This window comes from Akkermansia sp. UBA7090 (assembly GCF_002493465.1).
Taxonomy (GTDB): Bacteria; Verrucomicrobiota; Verrucomicrobiia; order Verrucomicrobiales; family Akkermansiaceae; genus Akkermansia; species Akkermansia muciniphila_A.
The window spans coordinates 38147-53666 of the sequence record NZ_DKYW01000009.1; the positions used below are offsets into that span (position 1 = coordinate 38147).

Genomic DNA, 15520 nt, shown 5'->3' on the forward strand with positions numbered 1-15520 from the left:
AAACAGACGGAGGCTGAAAGAACTTTCTTGCAAGGATGACTAAAAAGGTAAAACTTTCTTCTTTAGAGTTTGACACATCCTGTTAAAATGACGCAATCCATTACAGATAGGTGCATTCCGTGTATTTGCACAGATACTGTGCCTGTTTTATTATCTCTTCTGTTTCAACGAATTTTAAACACATGATCAAATCAAACTATACTACTGCACTGGCTGCAGGCCTGGTTTCCGTGCTGAGTATCGGGGCGGCACTTCCATCCGGCGCCCAGCATGGCCCGCGCGATTACCAGCGCACGGCCCTGACGGCCATGAAGGAAGGGAAGTGGCAGGAAGCCCTGGAGGCCGTGGAGCGCTGCATCCGCGTTTATGAACCCCGTATCAAAATGCTGGGGCTGGATGACGGCTTCGGCTGGTTCTACTATCAGAAGGGCGTCTGCCTGGCCCAGTTGAAGAATTACAAGGAAGCGGTGGAAGCGTTCAAGACTTGTTACACCAAGTTTCCGAGCGCTAAAAACCAGCTCGTGAAAATGGCCCTGTTCCGGGAAGGGGAAAATTACTGCCGTCTGGGCGATTTTGCCAAGGGCGCGGAGCTACTGGAGAAATTCTTGAAAGAATACCGCAGCGACCCTGTCGCCAGAAACGTCAATGCCGGTGAAGTGCAGGGGCTTCTGGCCCAATGCTATTTCAAGATGTCCCCGCCTGCTTTTGAAAAAGGTCTGGAAAACCTTGGCTCCTGCGTCACGTCCCGCTACAAGGGCCGCCGTATTACGGATGCCGTTATCACCAACGGCTTCCTGGCGATGGTGGATGCCGCCATCAAGACCGGCAAATGCAGCGAAACGGTGAAATTTGTGGAAAACTACCCTTCCGTGATGAATATCAGCCCCACGCGTGTGGCGTTGTACGCTCCGCGGCTGGTGAGCTACGTTGCGGAGGTGCTGGAAAAATCCCGCGCCCTGCTTCAGGAAGGAAAGCAGAAAGAGGCTGAAGATTATGCTTCCCTGGCGATGGTGCTGATGGGCCTTCTTCCCGATCAGGCCGGAGTCATGGCGGATGCCAATTATTCCCTGGACCGTCTGGGCCGCGCCAACGGCGCCGTGCCGGGCGTGACGGATTTCTCCCATACGCTGGACAGAGCGAAGGTGACTGCCCTGATCGACCAGTTCAACAAGATGAAGGAGGATGGAAAGGTCATGGACGCTTTCACGTTCAGCTTCATGGGCAATCAGGCTCTGGTGCATGGTTCTCAAAGGGTCGCCCGCGCTGCCTACCAGCTTATCAATGAATCCTACCCGGACGCTCCGGGCAGGGAGGATAACCTGTATTACCTGGCGATGACCACCTGGCAGCTGGGAGAAGCGGACAAGGGTGGCGAGCTTGTGGCGCAGCACCTGAAGGAATTCCCCAATTCCAAATATGCTCCCATGCTTAATACGCTGTCTCTGGAGGGACTCCTGAAGGAAAAGAAATTCGACCTCTGCGTCCAGCAGGCGGACAAAGTCATGGAGCTGCACAAGAATGACCCCACCCATAAGTTCTATGAACTGGCCCTGTACTGCAAAGGAGCTTCCCTGTTCAACCTGGGGGCTTCCGACGCTTCCCGTTACAAGGAAGCGGTTCCGGTGCTGGAACGCTTCGTGAAGGAATACCGTGACAGCACCTATCTGAAAACGGCTATGTACCTTCTTGGCGAAACTTACACGAACCTGGGCAATACGGATGAAGCTATCCGGGCCTTTACCAATTACATTGCCCGTTTCCCGGACAAGGATGATGCCAATATGGCCGCCGTGCTGTATGACCGGGCCTTCAACTACCTGAACCGCAAGAACCCCGGAGATGAAGAGCTTGCTGCGAAGGATGCGAAGGAAATTGTGGACAATTTCAAGGACCACCGCCTGTTCCCGTATGCCAACAATCTGCTGGCTAATCTGTATGCCGGCAGCAAGGAACATGAGCAGGAAGCGGAAGGATATTTCCTGGCTGCTCTGGAGTCCGCCAAAAAACTGGGCGACAAGCGTCCCGCTGCGGAAGCCGTGTACAACCTGTTTATCAATGCCACCAAGAAGCCTCTTCCGGTAGAACCGAAGGAAGCCGTGGAAACGGCCAGGACGGCGCGCCGGGACGAGGTCAAAAAATGGTATGACGAGTACTGGAAAGACAGCGATCAGCCCGGCAGCCGCTACAGCCTCCAGCTGGGCGCCGCCGCCATGGACTTCTTCAAGGATGACAAGGAGATGTTTGACCCGGCATCCGTCAAAATGCAGGAAATTATCGTGAGGGAAGGCAAGAAGGACGATCCCAAGATGACTGTCCTCCTGGAGGAAGCCGTCAATTCCTATACCAAGACGTATATGGCCGGCAATCAGGCTCTGGGCCGTAATCTGGATGCCAATGCCATGCGCAACCACTTCTACCGGTTCCCCGGTGTGGACAATGATAAAGACAAGACGCTGAGCGCTATGCTTCGTATGGCCGTCATTGCCCAGACTCAGGAACGGTATGAAAAGGCTCCTGTGGAAACGGACGAACAGCGTGCCGAGAAGGCCGCTCTGGAAGGTCTGGTCAAGCAGCTCTTCGTGGAGCTGAAGCGCGACTTCAAGCCTTCCGACCTGCCTCCGTATACGCTTGTGAAGCTGGGCACGCACCTGGCCGGCGCTTCCCAGCCTGAAGAAAGCATCGCTTACTTTGATGAAATCCTGGATCCGTCGGAACCTGATCCGGTGCGTAAAAAGGCCCGCATCAACGGCATGTCCAAGTACCGCAAAAATGCGGTCTTCGGGAAAGCCGTAGCTCTGGGGCGCAGCAAGGATAAGGCCAAGGTGGACACCGCCATCAAGATGATGAAGGATGAACTGAGTAAGGAAGAATCCAGCTCTAATCCGGACCGCAAGGCCATGGAAGACGCTCAGTACAATCTGGTCAAATTCACCTCCGCTCGCCAGGATTGGCCGGCCGTCATCGCCGCTGCCGACAAATACCGCGAAAACAAGACCTACAAGAAGAATCTGCCGGAAGTCCTCTATCTGCAGGGTGAAGCCTACCTGAAGCAGAATGAGCTGGACAAGGCCCTGATCAACTTCATGAACATCACGGGTTCGTACAAGGGGCTCGTGAAGTGGTCCGCCCCCGCCGTGCTGGCGCAGATGGATACGCTGTGGAAGAGGAATACGATTTCCCAGGGCGCGGGCAAGCAGCCTTCCGACAGGTACGTTGCCTGGAAGGCCGGCAACCAGTACGTGCAGTTGCTGGATACTCCCACCAACCGCAAGAAGATGACGGCGGAGGACAGCGCCCTGGTCAATGAGGTGAAGGATAAGACGGCCAAGTTCGGTTCCGATCCTGCCGTCAGCCAGGAACGGGCGGACATCGCCGCCTATGAAGCAGCCATACGCGCCGCCAAGGGCCAGAAATAATAACAAGAGGTTTAGTAATCAATCATATGAAAGCACTTTCAGTAATAATGGTATTGGCCGGTTTGTCCGCCCTGGTCCCGTCCATGGCCCAGAACGCCCAGAATCCCCAGCGCCTGCGCGCCAGAGTTGCCGCGCCGACCATCAAGAATGGCCGTCCGACGGATATTTACATCCTTTCCTCCAATGGACCCGCAATCCAGTTTGTGGAGAGCAGGGAATCCCAGGAAGTCCTTCAACAGATGGCCAGCGCTTTCAAGACGCTGTATATCTTTGAAACGGACGATTTTGTGGATGCCAAGGTGGCTATGGAAAACCGGAAGAACCAGGAAGCCCGCAATAAGTTCCACGCTCTGGTGAACAAGTATGCCTCAACGCTTTCCATCAAAGACAGCCTGTCCGCCCGGGCGGCCGTCTATGAGCTGGAGTGCGCCATGCGCATGATGGACTGGGCTGGAGTCAAGGGATTGGCGGCCAAGTTCCCCGTCAGAGGATCCAATCTGTCTCCTGCCGCCCAGAATGACCTGGAGGTGGCGAAAATCATGGCCCTGATCCCGGATAAGGACTGGAACGGCGTGAAAAGCCGTGCCGGTTCTTTCCTGGCGACCAAGAAGAATGCCACCCGCCTCCAGCAGGCGCGGATGAAATATGCCCTGGGTGCGGCCTCCATGGTGGCCCAGGATTGGAACAAGGCGCTGGATTATTTTGCGGAAGCCCTGGTTTTGCTGCATGGCTCCGATGAGGAACTGGCGTCCGCCTGCGTGGTCCGCTCCCTGGATACCTATCTGCGCATGCCGGATGTCGCCAAGTTCTTTGAAAATCCCGCCGTCGCAGCTGTCGCGGAATCCAGAAAGAATAATGCCGACGCCGTCATTTCGGATTCACGGATGAAGGCCCGTCCCGCTCCTGTCAGGGAAGCGGCCGCCCTGTACCGTCTGCATGAACTGATGTTCCCGGACAGGAAACTGCCGGCCAAGTACGACGGTTTTGCGGTTTCCTACAAGCATCCTGCCGCTGTTGCTCCCGCCAAGGCTCCTGACCAGGCGCCCTCGGAGCCGCAGAAGAAGCAGTGATGAACTGATGCGGCAGGTTTATTCGCCAGCCGGTCTTTCTTTAACAAGGGCCGTCCTCCCCATAAGGAGGGACGGCCCTTATTTTGTATTCCTCCTGTTTCTGCGGACGAAACTTCATCCGGTGCATCCGGTAGGGAAATCGCCCCGTGATCAGGGAGATCATGAACAACTCGTCAAGTTGGAGCGCGCATCTTTGAAGGCCTGAAACGAACTCTTTCAGTCCTGTTTCCCAAGTGGCGGAGGACATGTCAAAGGCTCCGGAAGATTCGGAAAAACGGTATTAGGCCGCTATGCGCCGGGAACAGGGAACCGGGCGAGGCAGCAAGGACGGAGGGAGAAGAGCGGCGCCGGCATCAGCAGTTGTGGAATGAAAAATGCTGTGCCTTCATGACAGCCTCTGCGGGAGGCCGTTCGGACAGGGGAGAGCCGCCGGAGACGGGCGGGAAGAGGGGCGTTACTGCAGAACGGGGGCTTTTTTTACTTCTTCCATCCATTTTCTGTACAGCTCCGGAGAAATCTCGGAAGGCTTGATTTCCGAACGTTCGCCCCAGAAAACGGCTGTGTGGAGGATGGGAATGCCGGAGGCCTCCAGATGGCGGTCAATCGCCGCCTTGTGTTCCAGAACGGCGTTTTTTTCCAATCCGTGTACCACACCCATGATTTGCGCCCCTCCAAAAACATCTCCGCCTGTTCTCCAGTAACAATGGGTCATGCAGATGTGGCGCCCGCATTCCGCTCCAGCCCGGATTTCCATGCCGGTGGGAACCGTCCAATGGAACAGTCCGTTGTATTTGGTGACGGGGCCGTCGTTCGTTTTGGCTCTCACATGTTCCAGAAAAGTGGCGAAACGGCCAATGACCTGCTTCCGGTCCAGTTCTTCCGCCGTGCGGCAGTATTCTTCCGTTCCCAGCCCTTCCCGTGCGGCACGGAGGGACCAGGGATCTTCCACCATTTCCTCAGGCCTGAGCTGTTCCTTGACGGAGAGGAGCACCTTCCATTCCAGTTCGGAGAGAGAAACGGTTTTCGTTTCCTGCATGGGGGCCGGCTCCGGAGTTTTTTCTCCGGGCCTGAGTCCCCTGCGGCGCATGTGTCCCACTCCCAGCGCAAAGACGCCGCGCGCCGGCAGCAGAACATAGCCGTTCGCTCCGATATGGCGTTTCAGGATGCCGCAGTGTTCTTCCGGAGTGCCGCATCCCACGGGCACCTTGACCGTGGTCCAGAGCCTGTAGTTGGCGCCGGGATTGGCCGCATCCGTATTGCGGAGCACCACATGGCCCGTAAAAGGGTCCTGCTCCTTCATCCAGTCAAAAGCGGCATCCAGTTTTTTCTCCGGCAGAGACCAGGCCACCAGGGCTCCCTGGGCCAGCTTGGTCGCCAGCAGCGTCTGGCGCACGCGGCGCACTACTCCGGCTTCCATCATGGCTTTCAGCCTCTGGATAACCACGGGAACAGGGTGACCGCATTGTTCGGAAATGGCATGGAAGGGCCGGCGGCGGAACCCTTTGATGCGGTCTTCCGCCACCAGCAGGATGTCCGTGTTGACGGGGTCGTTCGGAGAAGTGGGGATGTTGTTCATGGCGGCGTAAAAAAGGCCGGGCGAGAGTATCGCCCGGCCCGGAAAGCCGGATTTGATTTTCAGGCTATTGCCCGGACTGGTAGAGGGGCTTGTTGTCGTACCGGGCGTCGTAAATGGCGAAGGATTCGCGGTGCTGGTTGTGGTCGCCCCGGAAGATCAGCCTTCCGCTGTGCTGGCGTTCCAGTTCCATGAGCAGGCTGGCGTCTTCATTCTTGAAGCGGGAGAGCACTTCCGAGTTGACGACGATGACCATGTCTCCGATGGTGTCCCGGTATTTCTGGATGCAGGCGTAAATTTGCCGCTGGATTTCCACGCTCATGGTCATCACGGATTTGACGCGTCCCCTGCCTCCGCAGTACGGGCACGGATCATGAACGGATTCCCGGAGACTCTCGTTGAGCCGCTGGCGCGTCATTTCCATCAGGCCGATGGGAGTGATCTGCAGTACCTGGGTTTTTGCCTTGTCCCGTTTCAGGCGGTCCTTCATGGCCTTGTAAACGGCCTGCTGGTCCTTCCTGTGGCGCATGTCAATAAAGTCCACCACCACCAGACCGCCGATGTTGCGCAGACGGAGCTGGCGCGCGATTTCATAGGCGGCTTCCAGATTGGTATCCAGAATGGTCTTGTCCAGATCCTTGGTGCCCTTGTTGCGTCCGGTGTTGACGTCAATGGCGATCAGAGCCTCCGTTTCGTCAATCACCAGGTAGCCTCCGCAGGGCAGAAGCACCTGGCGCTGGAACGCCTCATTGATTTGTTTTTCAATTCCCAGTTCTTCAAAGATGGGCGTGCGCACGGGGAAGTGCTGAATGTGGCGCTTGGCGCGACGGGAGATTTTTCCGGCAATGGCGCGCATGTGCTCCGTGGTTTCCGCGTTGTCGCAGATGATGTTGTCCACGGTGTCCGTGAGGAAATCCCGTGCCGTGCGTTCAATCAGGTCCGGTTCCTTGTACACGCAGACGGGAGCCGGGTTGGCCTCCTTCTTTTCTTCCACGCTGTACCATTGTTCCAGCAGCATGGCGAGGTCGCGGACAAAGTGGCGGTAGCGTTGGCCCTGGGCCACCGTGCGCATGATGATGCCCATTCCGTCCGGAACATTCAGTTTCTGCATGATCTGGCGCAGGCGCAGGCGTTCTTTGGGATCTTCAATTTTACGGGAGATGCCGAACTGGTCCGTGAACGGCATCAGGACCAGGTAGCGGCCCGCCAGGGAGACGTTCGTTGTGACACGGGGTCCCTTGGTGCCGATAGGCCCCTTGGTGACCTGCACCATGATTTCGGAGCCGATGGGGTAGATGTCCGGGATGTCTTTGGACGTGATTTTGCGCTGCTGTTTTTTCGGACGGCCTTCGCGTTCGATTTCTTCCAGGCTGGAGTCCAGCGCGGCGGGAAGCGCGTCCCAGAAGTGCAGAAAGGCGTTTTTTTCCTGGCCGATGTCCACGAACATGGCTTTGAGGCCCGGCTCAATGTTCTTGACGCGGCCTTTAAAGATGCCGCCTACGATGTTGTCTTCGCCTTCGCGCTCGATGGTGTATTCTTCCAATACGCCGTTTTCCAGAAGGGCCACGCGGCGTTCGAGCTTTTCGGCATTAATGATGATAGTGGAGCCTTCCATAGGATCACAGGATCCGAAGCCGAAGGCCCGTTTGATTTTTTTAAGCATTTTTGTAAACACGGGGTGAGAATAAGCTAGGGTGTGCTATTGCCCGTAATGTTTCCGGTGGGCCGTCTCCCGTCAGGAGCGGCTGGAGTTGAAGCTGTAGAGATGGCCGGAAAGGAATCATGCAGGCAGTTGCGTTGATGTGATGCGGCAGTACGGGAGACGCAAGGCCGGAGCGCTTGCTCCGGAGATTCCGTCTTCAGTCTTCCGCATCAGTAACATTGGTGAAGAAGTCCAGTTCCTGGAGGGCTTTCCCGGTACCTTCCGCAACGGCGCTCAGAGGGTCTTCCGCAATGTGGATGGGCAGTCCTGTCTGGTCATGCAGGAGCTGGTCCAGCCCGCGCAGCAGGGCTCCTCCTCCGGCCAGAACGATCCCCCGGTCCACAAGGTCGGCGGCCAGTTCAGGGGGGCAGCGTTCCAAAGTCGTCCGCACGGCGTCAACAATCGTGTTGAGCTGTTCCGTGAGCGCTTCACGCACTTCTTCTGATCGAATCGTCACTGTCTTGGGCAGGCCCGCGACCAGGTCGCGGCCCTTGACCTCGATAGAGAGTTCCTGAGGCAGGGGGTAGGCGGAGCCGATACGGATTTTGATGTCCTCGGCGGTACGTTCCCCGACCATGAGATTGTAAGTTCTCCTCATGTAGGAGATAATGGCGTCGTCCAGTTCATCCCCGGCGCAACGGACGGAACGGCTGTAAACGATGCCGGAAAGGGAGATAAGCGCTACTTCCGTGGTGCCGCCGCCAATGTCCACGATCATGTTGCCTGCGGCTTCCTGAACCGGGAGGCCCACGCCGATGGCGGCGGCCATGGGTTCTTCAATCAGATGCACGCGGCGTGCTCCGGCCGCTTCCGCGGATTCCTTGACGGCCCTGCGTTCCACTTCCGTAATGCCGGAGGGGATGGCGATGAGCACGCGCGGCTTGATCAGGTAATACCTGGCCGTGGCTTTTTTAATGAAGTAGCGGAGCATTTCCTCCGTGATGTAGAAGTCGGCGATGACGCCGTCCTTCAACGGCCGGATGGCCGTGACGGAGCCGGGGGTGCGGCCCAGCATGCGCTTGGCTTCGTCTCCCACGGCCAGAACCTTGTCCCCCTTGACGGCGACGACCGAAGGCTCGCGCAGAACGATGCCCTGGTCCTTGACGTTGACCAGGGTGTTGGCGGTGCCCAGGTCAATGCCAATGTCATAGGAGAAAAGTTTGACAATTTTCTGAAAGAAAGATGACATAAAAAACTAGTGGATAAAGGCGTAGCCCTGAAACAGCCGGTGGAGGAACACCTCGCTTCTTCCTTTTCACGGGACTGAAAGCCTGGCACTCGGACCGGGGCTGCGGGATAATCCCGTACAGGGCGAATCGACTATGAAAAAACATGCCTTCCAGGTCAAGCGGAAGATGCCGGATGACATATGTATTTGCATTATCTGCAAGGATGTATTATATGAATGAAAGGTGGCGCCGGGGAGTCTCCGTATATTAAAATCGCATTCCCCTATTCCATGATGAAAGTTACTGCTATCCGAATAACGGCGGCATGCCTGGCCGGCTCTTTTTCCCTTTATGCCGATACGGTTTCCGATCAGGAGGAGGCCGTCTCGTCTACGGGAACCTATTCCGTGGCCGGGACTCTCCGCCTGCCGGAAAACGTGACGAAGAGGGACGTTTACGGCATGAATGTGGGCTGGAAGCTGTTCAAGGGCCGGAAGGCACCGGAGGAAGCGGCCAGCCCGGATGGCGACGATTCTTCCTGGGAGTCCGTCAACCTACCCAACGGCATTGAGCTTCTTCCGGAAGAGGCCAGCGGCTGCTCCAACTACCAGGGGCCGGTATGGTACCGGAAAACTTTCATTCCTCCCTCCCGGCTGGAGGGGAGGAGGAACACCCTGTATTTTGAGGGCATCATGGGAAAGAGCGAGGTTTGGGTAAATGGAGAAAAGGCCGCGGAACATTTCGGCGGATATCTTCCCGTGATCGTCAATCTGGACAAGTGGCTGAAACCGGGACAAAAGAACGTCATCGCCGTGAAGGCGGACAATTCCAACGACGCTTCCTATCCCCCCGGCAAACCCCAGGAAGGCCTGGATTTTTCCTATTTCGGCGGTATTTACCGGGATGTGTACCTCATTTCCACCGGCCCCGTGTATATTACGGATCCGAACGAGGCCGGCACCGTGGCCGGCGGGGGAGTTTTTTTCCGGACGGAATCTCTTGATCCCCGCACCCGCAAGGGCAAGGTAGGGGTGAAGGTTCAGGTGGCCAACCAGACGGATAAGGAACAGAAGGTGCGCGTGCAGGCGGTGATGACGGACCCCAAGGGGGTGGATCCCGCCGGGGAGACGGTCCCTCTGGCCATCCCACCCCATTCCACGGGTGAAGTGGATATCCCTCTTGTGCTTTCCAACGTGAAACCGTGGTCTCCGGACAATCCCGATTTGTATACGCTGAGCGTGGAAGTATGGGATGCCGCCGGAGGGGACCATGCCAAAGATCCGGTCCATCTGCTGGACAACCGTTCCATGAGGGTGGGTGTCCGGACGGTGGAAATAACGGAAAAGGGGCTGGTGCTCAATGGAACCCTGTTTCCTGAAAAGCTGATTGGCGGCAACAGACACCAGGATTTTGCCATGCTTGGGAATGCGGTGCCCAACAACCTGCAATGGCAGGATGCCGTGAAATTGAGGAAGGCTGGCATGCGCGTGATCCGGAGCGCCCATTATCCGCAGGACCCGGCTTTCATGGACGCCTGCGACCGCCTGGGCCTTTTCGTCATCGTCGCCACGCCGGGCTGGCAGTTCTGGGGCAGCGGCCCTTTTGCGGACCGGGTGTATGACGATATCCGCCAGATGGTGCGCCGGGACAGGAACCATCCCTCCGTGATGATGTGGGAGCCTATTTTGAATGAAACTCATTACCCGGCGGATTTCGCCAAAAAGGCCCGCGACCTGGTGCATGAGGAATACCCGTACAAGGGATGCTACACCGCTTGCGACGCGGTGGCTCAGGGCAATCAGCATTATGAGGTTCTGTATGCCCACCCGGCTACAGGCGACAAACACTGGTCCATCAAGGAGAGGAAGAACAACAAACCTTACTTCACCCGCGAATTTGGCGATAACGTGGATACCTGGGCCGCCCACAATTCCACCTCCCGCGTGGCCCGGCACTGGGGTGAAGCGCCCATGATGGTGCAGGCCCTTCATTACCTCAAGACCTCGTTCCCATATACCACATACGATACGCTGAACGCCGCTCCCGCCTACCATTTCGGCGGCTGCCTGTGGCATCCTTTCGACCATCAGCGCGGCTACCATCCGGATCCTTTCTACGGAGGCATGATGGATGCTTTCCGTCAGCCCAAGACTTCCTATTTCGCGTTTATGTCCCAGCGTCCCCAGAAGACGCTCAACGGGGCCGGTTCCGGCCCTGTGGTGCACATTGCCAACGAATGCACTCCTTTTTCTCCAGAAGACGTGACGGTGTTTTCCAATTGTGATTCCGTCCGCCTGAGCGTCAACGGAGGGCCTCCGGAGGAAAAGAAGGTGGCATCCTGTCCCGGCGGCCTCAAGCGTGTGCCCGTCGTGTTCCCGAAAGCCTGGGATTTCATGGAAAACAAGAAGCTTGCCCGGTCCGGCAAGGAGGGCGCGGTGAAACTGGTGGCGGAAGGCCTGATAGGCGGCAAGGTGGTGGCCAGGCATGAAGTCCGCCCGGCCCGGAGAGCGGAAAAAATCCGGTTGACTCTGGACCGGGAAGATGGCGTGGATTTGTACGCCAACGGTTCCGACGTGTTTGCCGTGGTGGCGGAGGTTACGGATGGCCGCGGAACGGTGAAGCGCCTGAATGATGAGGAGATTGTCTTTTCCGTGGAAGGTCCTGCCGAGCTGCTGACGGATTCTCCGGACGGCACGCTGACCCAGCCCGTTAAATGGGGTTCCGCTCCGGCTTTGGTGCGTCTGGGCGCCAAGCCCGGCACGGTGACGGTGAGGGCCTCCGTGAAGCATCCCGGCTCCCAAAAGCCTGTTTCCGGCGTTATAAAGTTTGACACGAAGGCTCCCGGGTTGAAAATGCTCTTTACGGAAGACGCCGTAGGTTGCGGGAAGAAAGCTGCCGGGACGCCGTCTTCCGCCGCGGCTTCTGTCTCCGAACGGGAGAAATCCCTTCAGATGGAGCTGGAAAAGGTGCGCCATGAACTGAACAGTTTGCGCAATGAAAAGGTGAGCGCCCAGCAAACCCACTTCGAATAAGCGGAATACGCCAATGATGCTAAGGGAAAAAATCGTCCGTTTCTGTCTGCTCCTGCTCCGGCTGGGGATGGGGGGCTTTTTCCTGTTCGTCGCGGTGCGCAAGCTGTTTCATCTGGACCAGCTTCAGGAGACGATCGACCGTTTCGCCATTTTCCCGGAGGCCTGGGGTCATCCCCTGGCCTGCCTGGGGGTGTCGTGTGAAATTGTGGTGGGGCTGGGGCTCCTGTTCCGCAGAACCTGCGCCGGGGCCGCGCTGCTGGGCAGCGCGCTGACATTCACGTTCGTGGCGTTATTCGTCCAAGGCTGGGCCAGGGGGCTTTCCCTCTCCTGCAACTGCATCGGCGTGGAGAGGGCGGTAACCAGTTATCCCTTTGAAGTGGCCTGGAGGCTGGTCCTCTTTTTCCTCATGCTTATTCTCCTGTGGGATTCCTGCCGGAAGGGAAAAACGTACTTTAATGTGACCCGGCTGGATTTCAGTGAAATGTGACCGGAAGGAAAGACTCCTGCCGTTTTCCGGTTCGGGATAGTTTCCAGGAAAATGTTCCGGGAGAGGAGGCCGGGAACCATCGGGCGGGTAGTGACGGCGGCCATTGCAGTACCGAATGAAGCCGCAGGACGCCTGCAAGGCCAATGGTTACGCCCTGCTCCATATAAGGGGGCTTCCATGCAGCCGCATGGAAGCAGGCCGGGGAAATGGCCGTTTTGTGCGCCTTTCCCCGGCAGGACGGTTCATGTCCTCGTGTTGTCAACGATGCCGCCGTCCGCTCCGTATTACAGCCTGTGGCCGAAAGAGTCTTCCGGCGTCAGGGATTTGACCAGTTCCAGCAGCAGCTTGATGGTGTTTTCCACATCTGTCAGAGAGGCCGTTTCCACCGGGGAATGCATGTAACGCAGGGGGAGGGACACCAGCGCGGAGGCCACGCCGTCGCGGGAGATGTAGATACTGTCCGTGTCCGTTCCGGTGCGGCGTCCGGCGGCTTCATGCTGGAGCGGTATTTTGTTCTTGTCCGCCACGATTTCCAGACGGGCCACCAGATTGGGATGGTTGGCCGTGCCGTGGATGACCGCAGGGCCGCCTCCAAGCCTGATATCGCCAAATTTGCCCTTGTCCAGTCCGGGCGAGTCCGTGGCATGAGTCACGTCAATGCAGATGGCCGCGTCCGGGCGCAGGCGGTGGGTAATCATTCCCGCGCCAATGCAGCCCACTTCTTCCTGCACGGCGTTGACGAGCACCACGTTCCAGGCGACGGGCTTTTTCAGCTTGCACAGCTTGCGGGCTATTTCCGACAGGATGAAGCCGCTCAGCCGGTTGTCCAGAGCCCGGCATACCAGCTTGTTTTCATTCATCAGCATGGGGCCGTCGCAGTAAACGCCCACATGGCCCACGCGCAGCCCGAGTTCCGCTACTTCCTTGTCGGAGGAGGCGCCTACGTCAACGTAAATTTCCCAAATCTTGGGTTCCTTTTCTCCGGGTTCCCGCAAGTGGATGGCCGTGTTTCCGGTTACTCCCATCACTTCGCCCTGGGAACCCAGGAAGCGCACGCGGCGCCCCCGCGCGATGGCCGTATCCGTGCCGCCTACGCGTTCCACATACAGGAAGCCGTCCTTGGTGATATGACGGATCATGAAGCCGATTTCATCCGCATGGGCTTCAATCATCAATGTGGGGGCTTCTTCCGCGTCCGCGTGGAAGACGGCCCAAGTATTGCCGTAGGTGTCGCACTGGACGTCTTCCGTATATTTGCGCAGTTCGTCCGCCCAGATGCGCTGGGCGTCTATTTCAAAGCCGGACGGGCTGGGTGTTTCCAGAAGTTCCGTTAAGAATTCAAGGCTGTCGTCGCTGATCTTCATGGCTTTTGTATAGCACCGTTCCGGCATGCGCTCAACAGGAAAGCACGGCTCCTGCAGTGGAGCTCTTTTTGAAGGCGGGGAATAAAAGGCCCCGACTGCGCAGGAAGCAGACGGGGTCTGGAAAAAGTTTTTTTGACAGGGGGGCTAGGACTGTTTGTCCAGGGAAAGCCCCGCCAGAACGTCCTGCTTGTCCATGATATAACCGGTGTCCGGATCGTGGTACTGAGTGGAGTAAACGGATGTTCTGGCGCTTCCGTACGGGTCCGTTTCCTTCGCGACGGGGAGGCGGTTGACCAGGGAAGGGAAGCACTGCTCCACCAGTTCAAAGGCAGTGACGGGTTCCGGCACCAGATTCACGGAAAAGATGCCGCACTCCCAGGCTTTTTCCACGTCCCTGACCAGGCGGTGCATGGGATAAAGCTGGTGGCGCTCCAGCAGGGCCACGTCCAGCTCTTCCGTCCCTTCCGGAACTTCTGCCAGCAGATCCGCCACACTCATGCCTGCTCCCGTTCCGGTGACTTCCGGAAGGTACACGGTCAGCACGCGGCCGAACCGGAGGTTGATGAAGTCTTTCAACTCCACCAGAGCCGCCAGCCATTCGTCCTCCGGTTCACGGAGCAAGGGGGAAAGTTCATTGCCCGTTTCCGGCTGGGTGTCAATGCTGGTGATGTAGGTCACCCGTTCCGCCTTTACATCATGCAGGAGATCAATCAGGGTTTTAACCTGAGCCAGAAAGGGAGCCGTATTCCGCCGGATAGCCGTGCCCCCTTCCCGGAGGGAGGGGCAGATAATGACGGCCTGCCCGAATTCCTTGCCGCGCAGCAGGGACAGGTTGGTTTCATCAATCAGGTAGTCAAAATACCGTTTTGAGGACCAGAAAGCGCCGAGGGCGCAAGAGGAACCGATGAGGACCGTGTCTGTCATGGAATGAGTGCGGGGAAAGAGGTTGCGGGGGATGAACCTTTATTTCAGGGCGTCAAAGGCGGATTTGAAGAGGAAGTACCCCCAGCCCCAGTCTTCGTTGCCGGCCCAGTCCTTGTCATAGTGGTGGCGGGGCAGCAGAAAGCGTTCCGGGTGGGGCATCAGGCCCATGGCGCGCCCGGTGGAATCCTGGAGGCCGGCGATGCTGCATTCGCAGCCGTCGCGGTTGTCCACGTACTGGAGAGCCACATTTCCGGCGGCCAGGTATTTTTCTGCATCTCCGGGGCGGGTGACCAGGCGCCCTTCCGCATGGGCGGAGGGCAGCTCGAATTCGTCCGGCAGGCCCTGGAGGAAGGGGGAGTCTTTGGCTACTTTCACCAGTTTGGCCCAGACGCATTCAAAGCGTTCCTTTTTATTGTCAATCAGGCTGGAATCGGGAAGAATACCCAGCTTGGTGAGAATCTGGAACCCGTTGCAGATGCCCAGGAGCATGCCTCCACCGGCGTGGTGCCGCTGCAGGGCATCCCCCAGGAAACGTTCCGTTTCCAACTGGGCCAGGCGGCCGCTGGTGACGTAGTCCCCGTAGCTGAAGCCGCCTCCCAGGACGACAAGCTGGGATTTGGCGACATGTTCCGGCGTAGCCGTGGCGATGGGCTGGATCTGGGTGGAGAAACCTGCCGCGCGCAGGGCGCGTTCCGTTTCCACGTCGCAGTTGGTGCCGGGGTATTTCAGTAAAAGTGCGTGAGGCATATTGGTAGAAATGAATCGTTGGTTTGGTAAGATGCC

At 57.7% G+C, this 15520-nt stretch carries 10 protein-coding genes; 4 read left to right on the forward strand and 6 right to left on the reverse strand.

Going from position 1 to position 15520, the window contains the following annotated elements; all coding sequences use genetic code 11:
* Positions 1-182 precede the first annotated feature (182 nt).
* The gene (locus tag B3075_RS03120; RefSeq protein ID WP_290488261.1) at positions 183-3416 is read left to right on the forward strand and encodes a tetratricopeptide repeat protein; all 3234 of its coding nucleotides are present in this window, start codon (positions 183-185) and stop codon (positions 3414-3416) included.
* A gap of 26 nt (positions 3417-3442) precedes the next feature.
* On the forward strand, positions 3443-4486 hold the full coding sequence (locus B3075_RS03125) for a hypothetical protein (RefSeq protein ID WP_290488262.1): 1044 nt from the start codon (positions 3443-3445) through the stop codon (positions 4484-4486).
* A gap of 454 nt (positions 4487-4940) precedes the next feature.
* Here B3075_RS03125 and B3075_RS03130 read toward each other — a convergent pair whose 3' ends face one another.
* The 3 genes from B3075_RS03130 to B3075_RS03140 all read right to left on the reverse strand — a co-directional run bounded on the left by B3075_RS03130 (position 4941) and on the right by B3075_RS03140 (position 8950).
* A complete protein-coding gene (locus B3075_RS03130) occupies positions 4941-6062 on the reverse strand; it encodes an Lrp/AsnC family transcriptional regulator (RefSeq protein ID WP_290488263.1) in 1122 nt (373 codons plus the stop codon).
* A gap of 64 nt (positions 6063-6126) precedes the next feature.
* Complete coding sequence (locus tag B3075_RS03135; RefSeq protein WP_232051454.1) at positions 6127-7734, reverse strand: Rne/Rng family ribonuclease; 1608 nt, start codon at positions 7732-7734, stop codon at positions 6127-6129.
* Positions 7735-7918: 184 nt separating this feature from the next.
* Entirely contained in the window at positions 7919-8950 is a 1032-nt protein-coding gene (locus B3075_RS03140) for a rod shape-determining protein (protein ID WP_094136888.1), read from the reverse strand.
* A gap of 270 nt (positions 8951-9220) precedes the next feature.
* On the opposite strand from B3075_RS03140, the gene B3075_RS03145 reads away from it, so the two are divergent.
* Together B3075_RS03145 and B3075_RS03150 are read left to right on the forward strand one after the other, a co-directional pair.
* Complete coding sequence (locus tag B3075_RS03145; protein ID WP_290488264.1) at positions 9221-11962, forward strand: glycoside hydrolase family 2 TIM barrel-domain containing protein; 2742 nt, start codon at positions 9221-9223, stop codon at positions 11960-11962.
* 13 nt (positions 11963-11975) lie between these two features.
* Positions 11976-12449 carry a MauE/DoxX family redox-associated membrane protein gene (locus B3075_RS03150; RefSeq protein WP_094136890.1) on the forward strand — a complete coding sequence of 158 codons (474 nt, stop codon included), beginning with the start codon at positions 11976-11978 and terminating at the stop codon, positions 12447-12449.
* Between the two features lie 284 nt (positions 12450-12733).
* Here B3075_RS03150 and B3075_RS03155 read toward each other — a convergent pair whose 3' ends face one another.
* The 3 genes from B3075_RS03155 to B3075_RS03165 all read right to left on the reverse strand — a co-directional run bounded on the left by B3075_RS03155 (position 12734) and on the right by B3075_RS03165 (position 15484).
* Positions 12734-13813, reverse strand: coding sequence for a M42 family metallopeptidase (locus tag B3075_RS03155; RefSeq protein ID WP_094136989.1), 1080 nt, complete (start codon positions 13811-13813; stop codon positions 12734-12736).
* Positions 13814-13957: 144 nt separating this feature from the next.
* On the reverse strand, positions 13958-14737 hold the full coding sequence (locus B3075_RS03160) for a hypothetical protein (protein WP_290488265.1): 780 nt from the start codon (positions 14735-14737) through the stop codon (positions 13958-13960).
* 39 nt (positions 14738-14776) lie between these two features.
* On the reverse strand, positions 14777-15484 hold the full coding sequence (locus tag B3075_RS03165; RefSeq protein WP_094136892.1) for a phosphoribosylformylglycinamidine synthase subunit PurQ: 708 nt from the start codon (positions 15482-15484) through the stop codon (positions 14777-14779).
* Positions 15485-15520 lie beyond the last annotated feature (36 nt).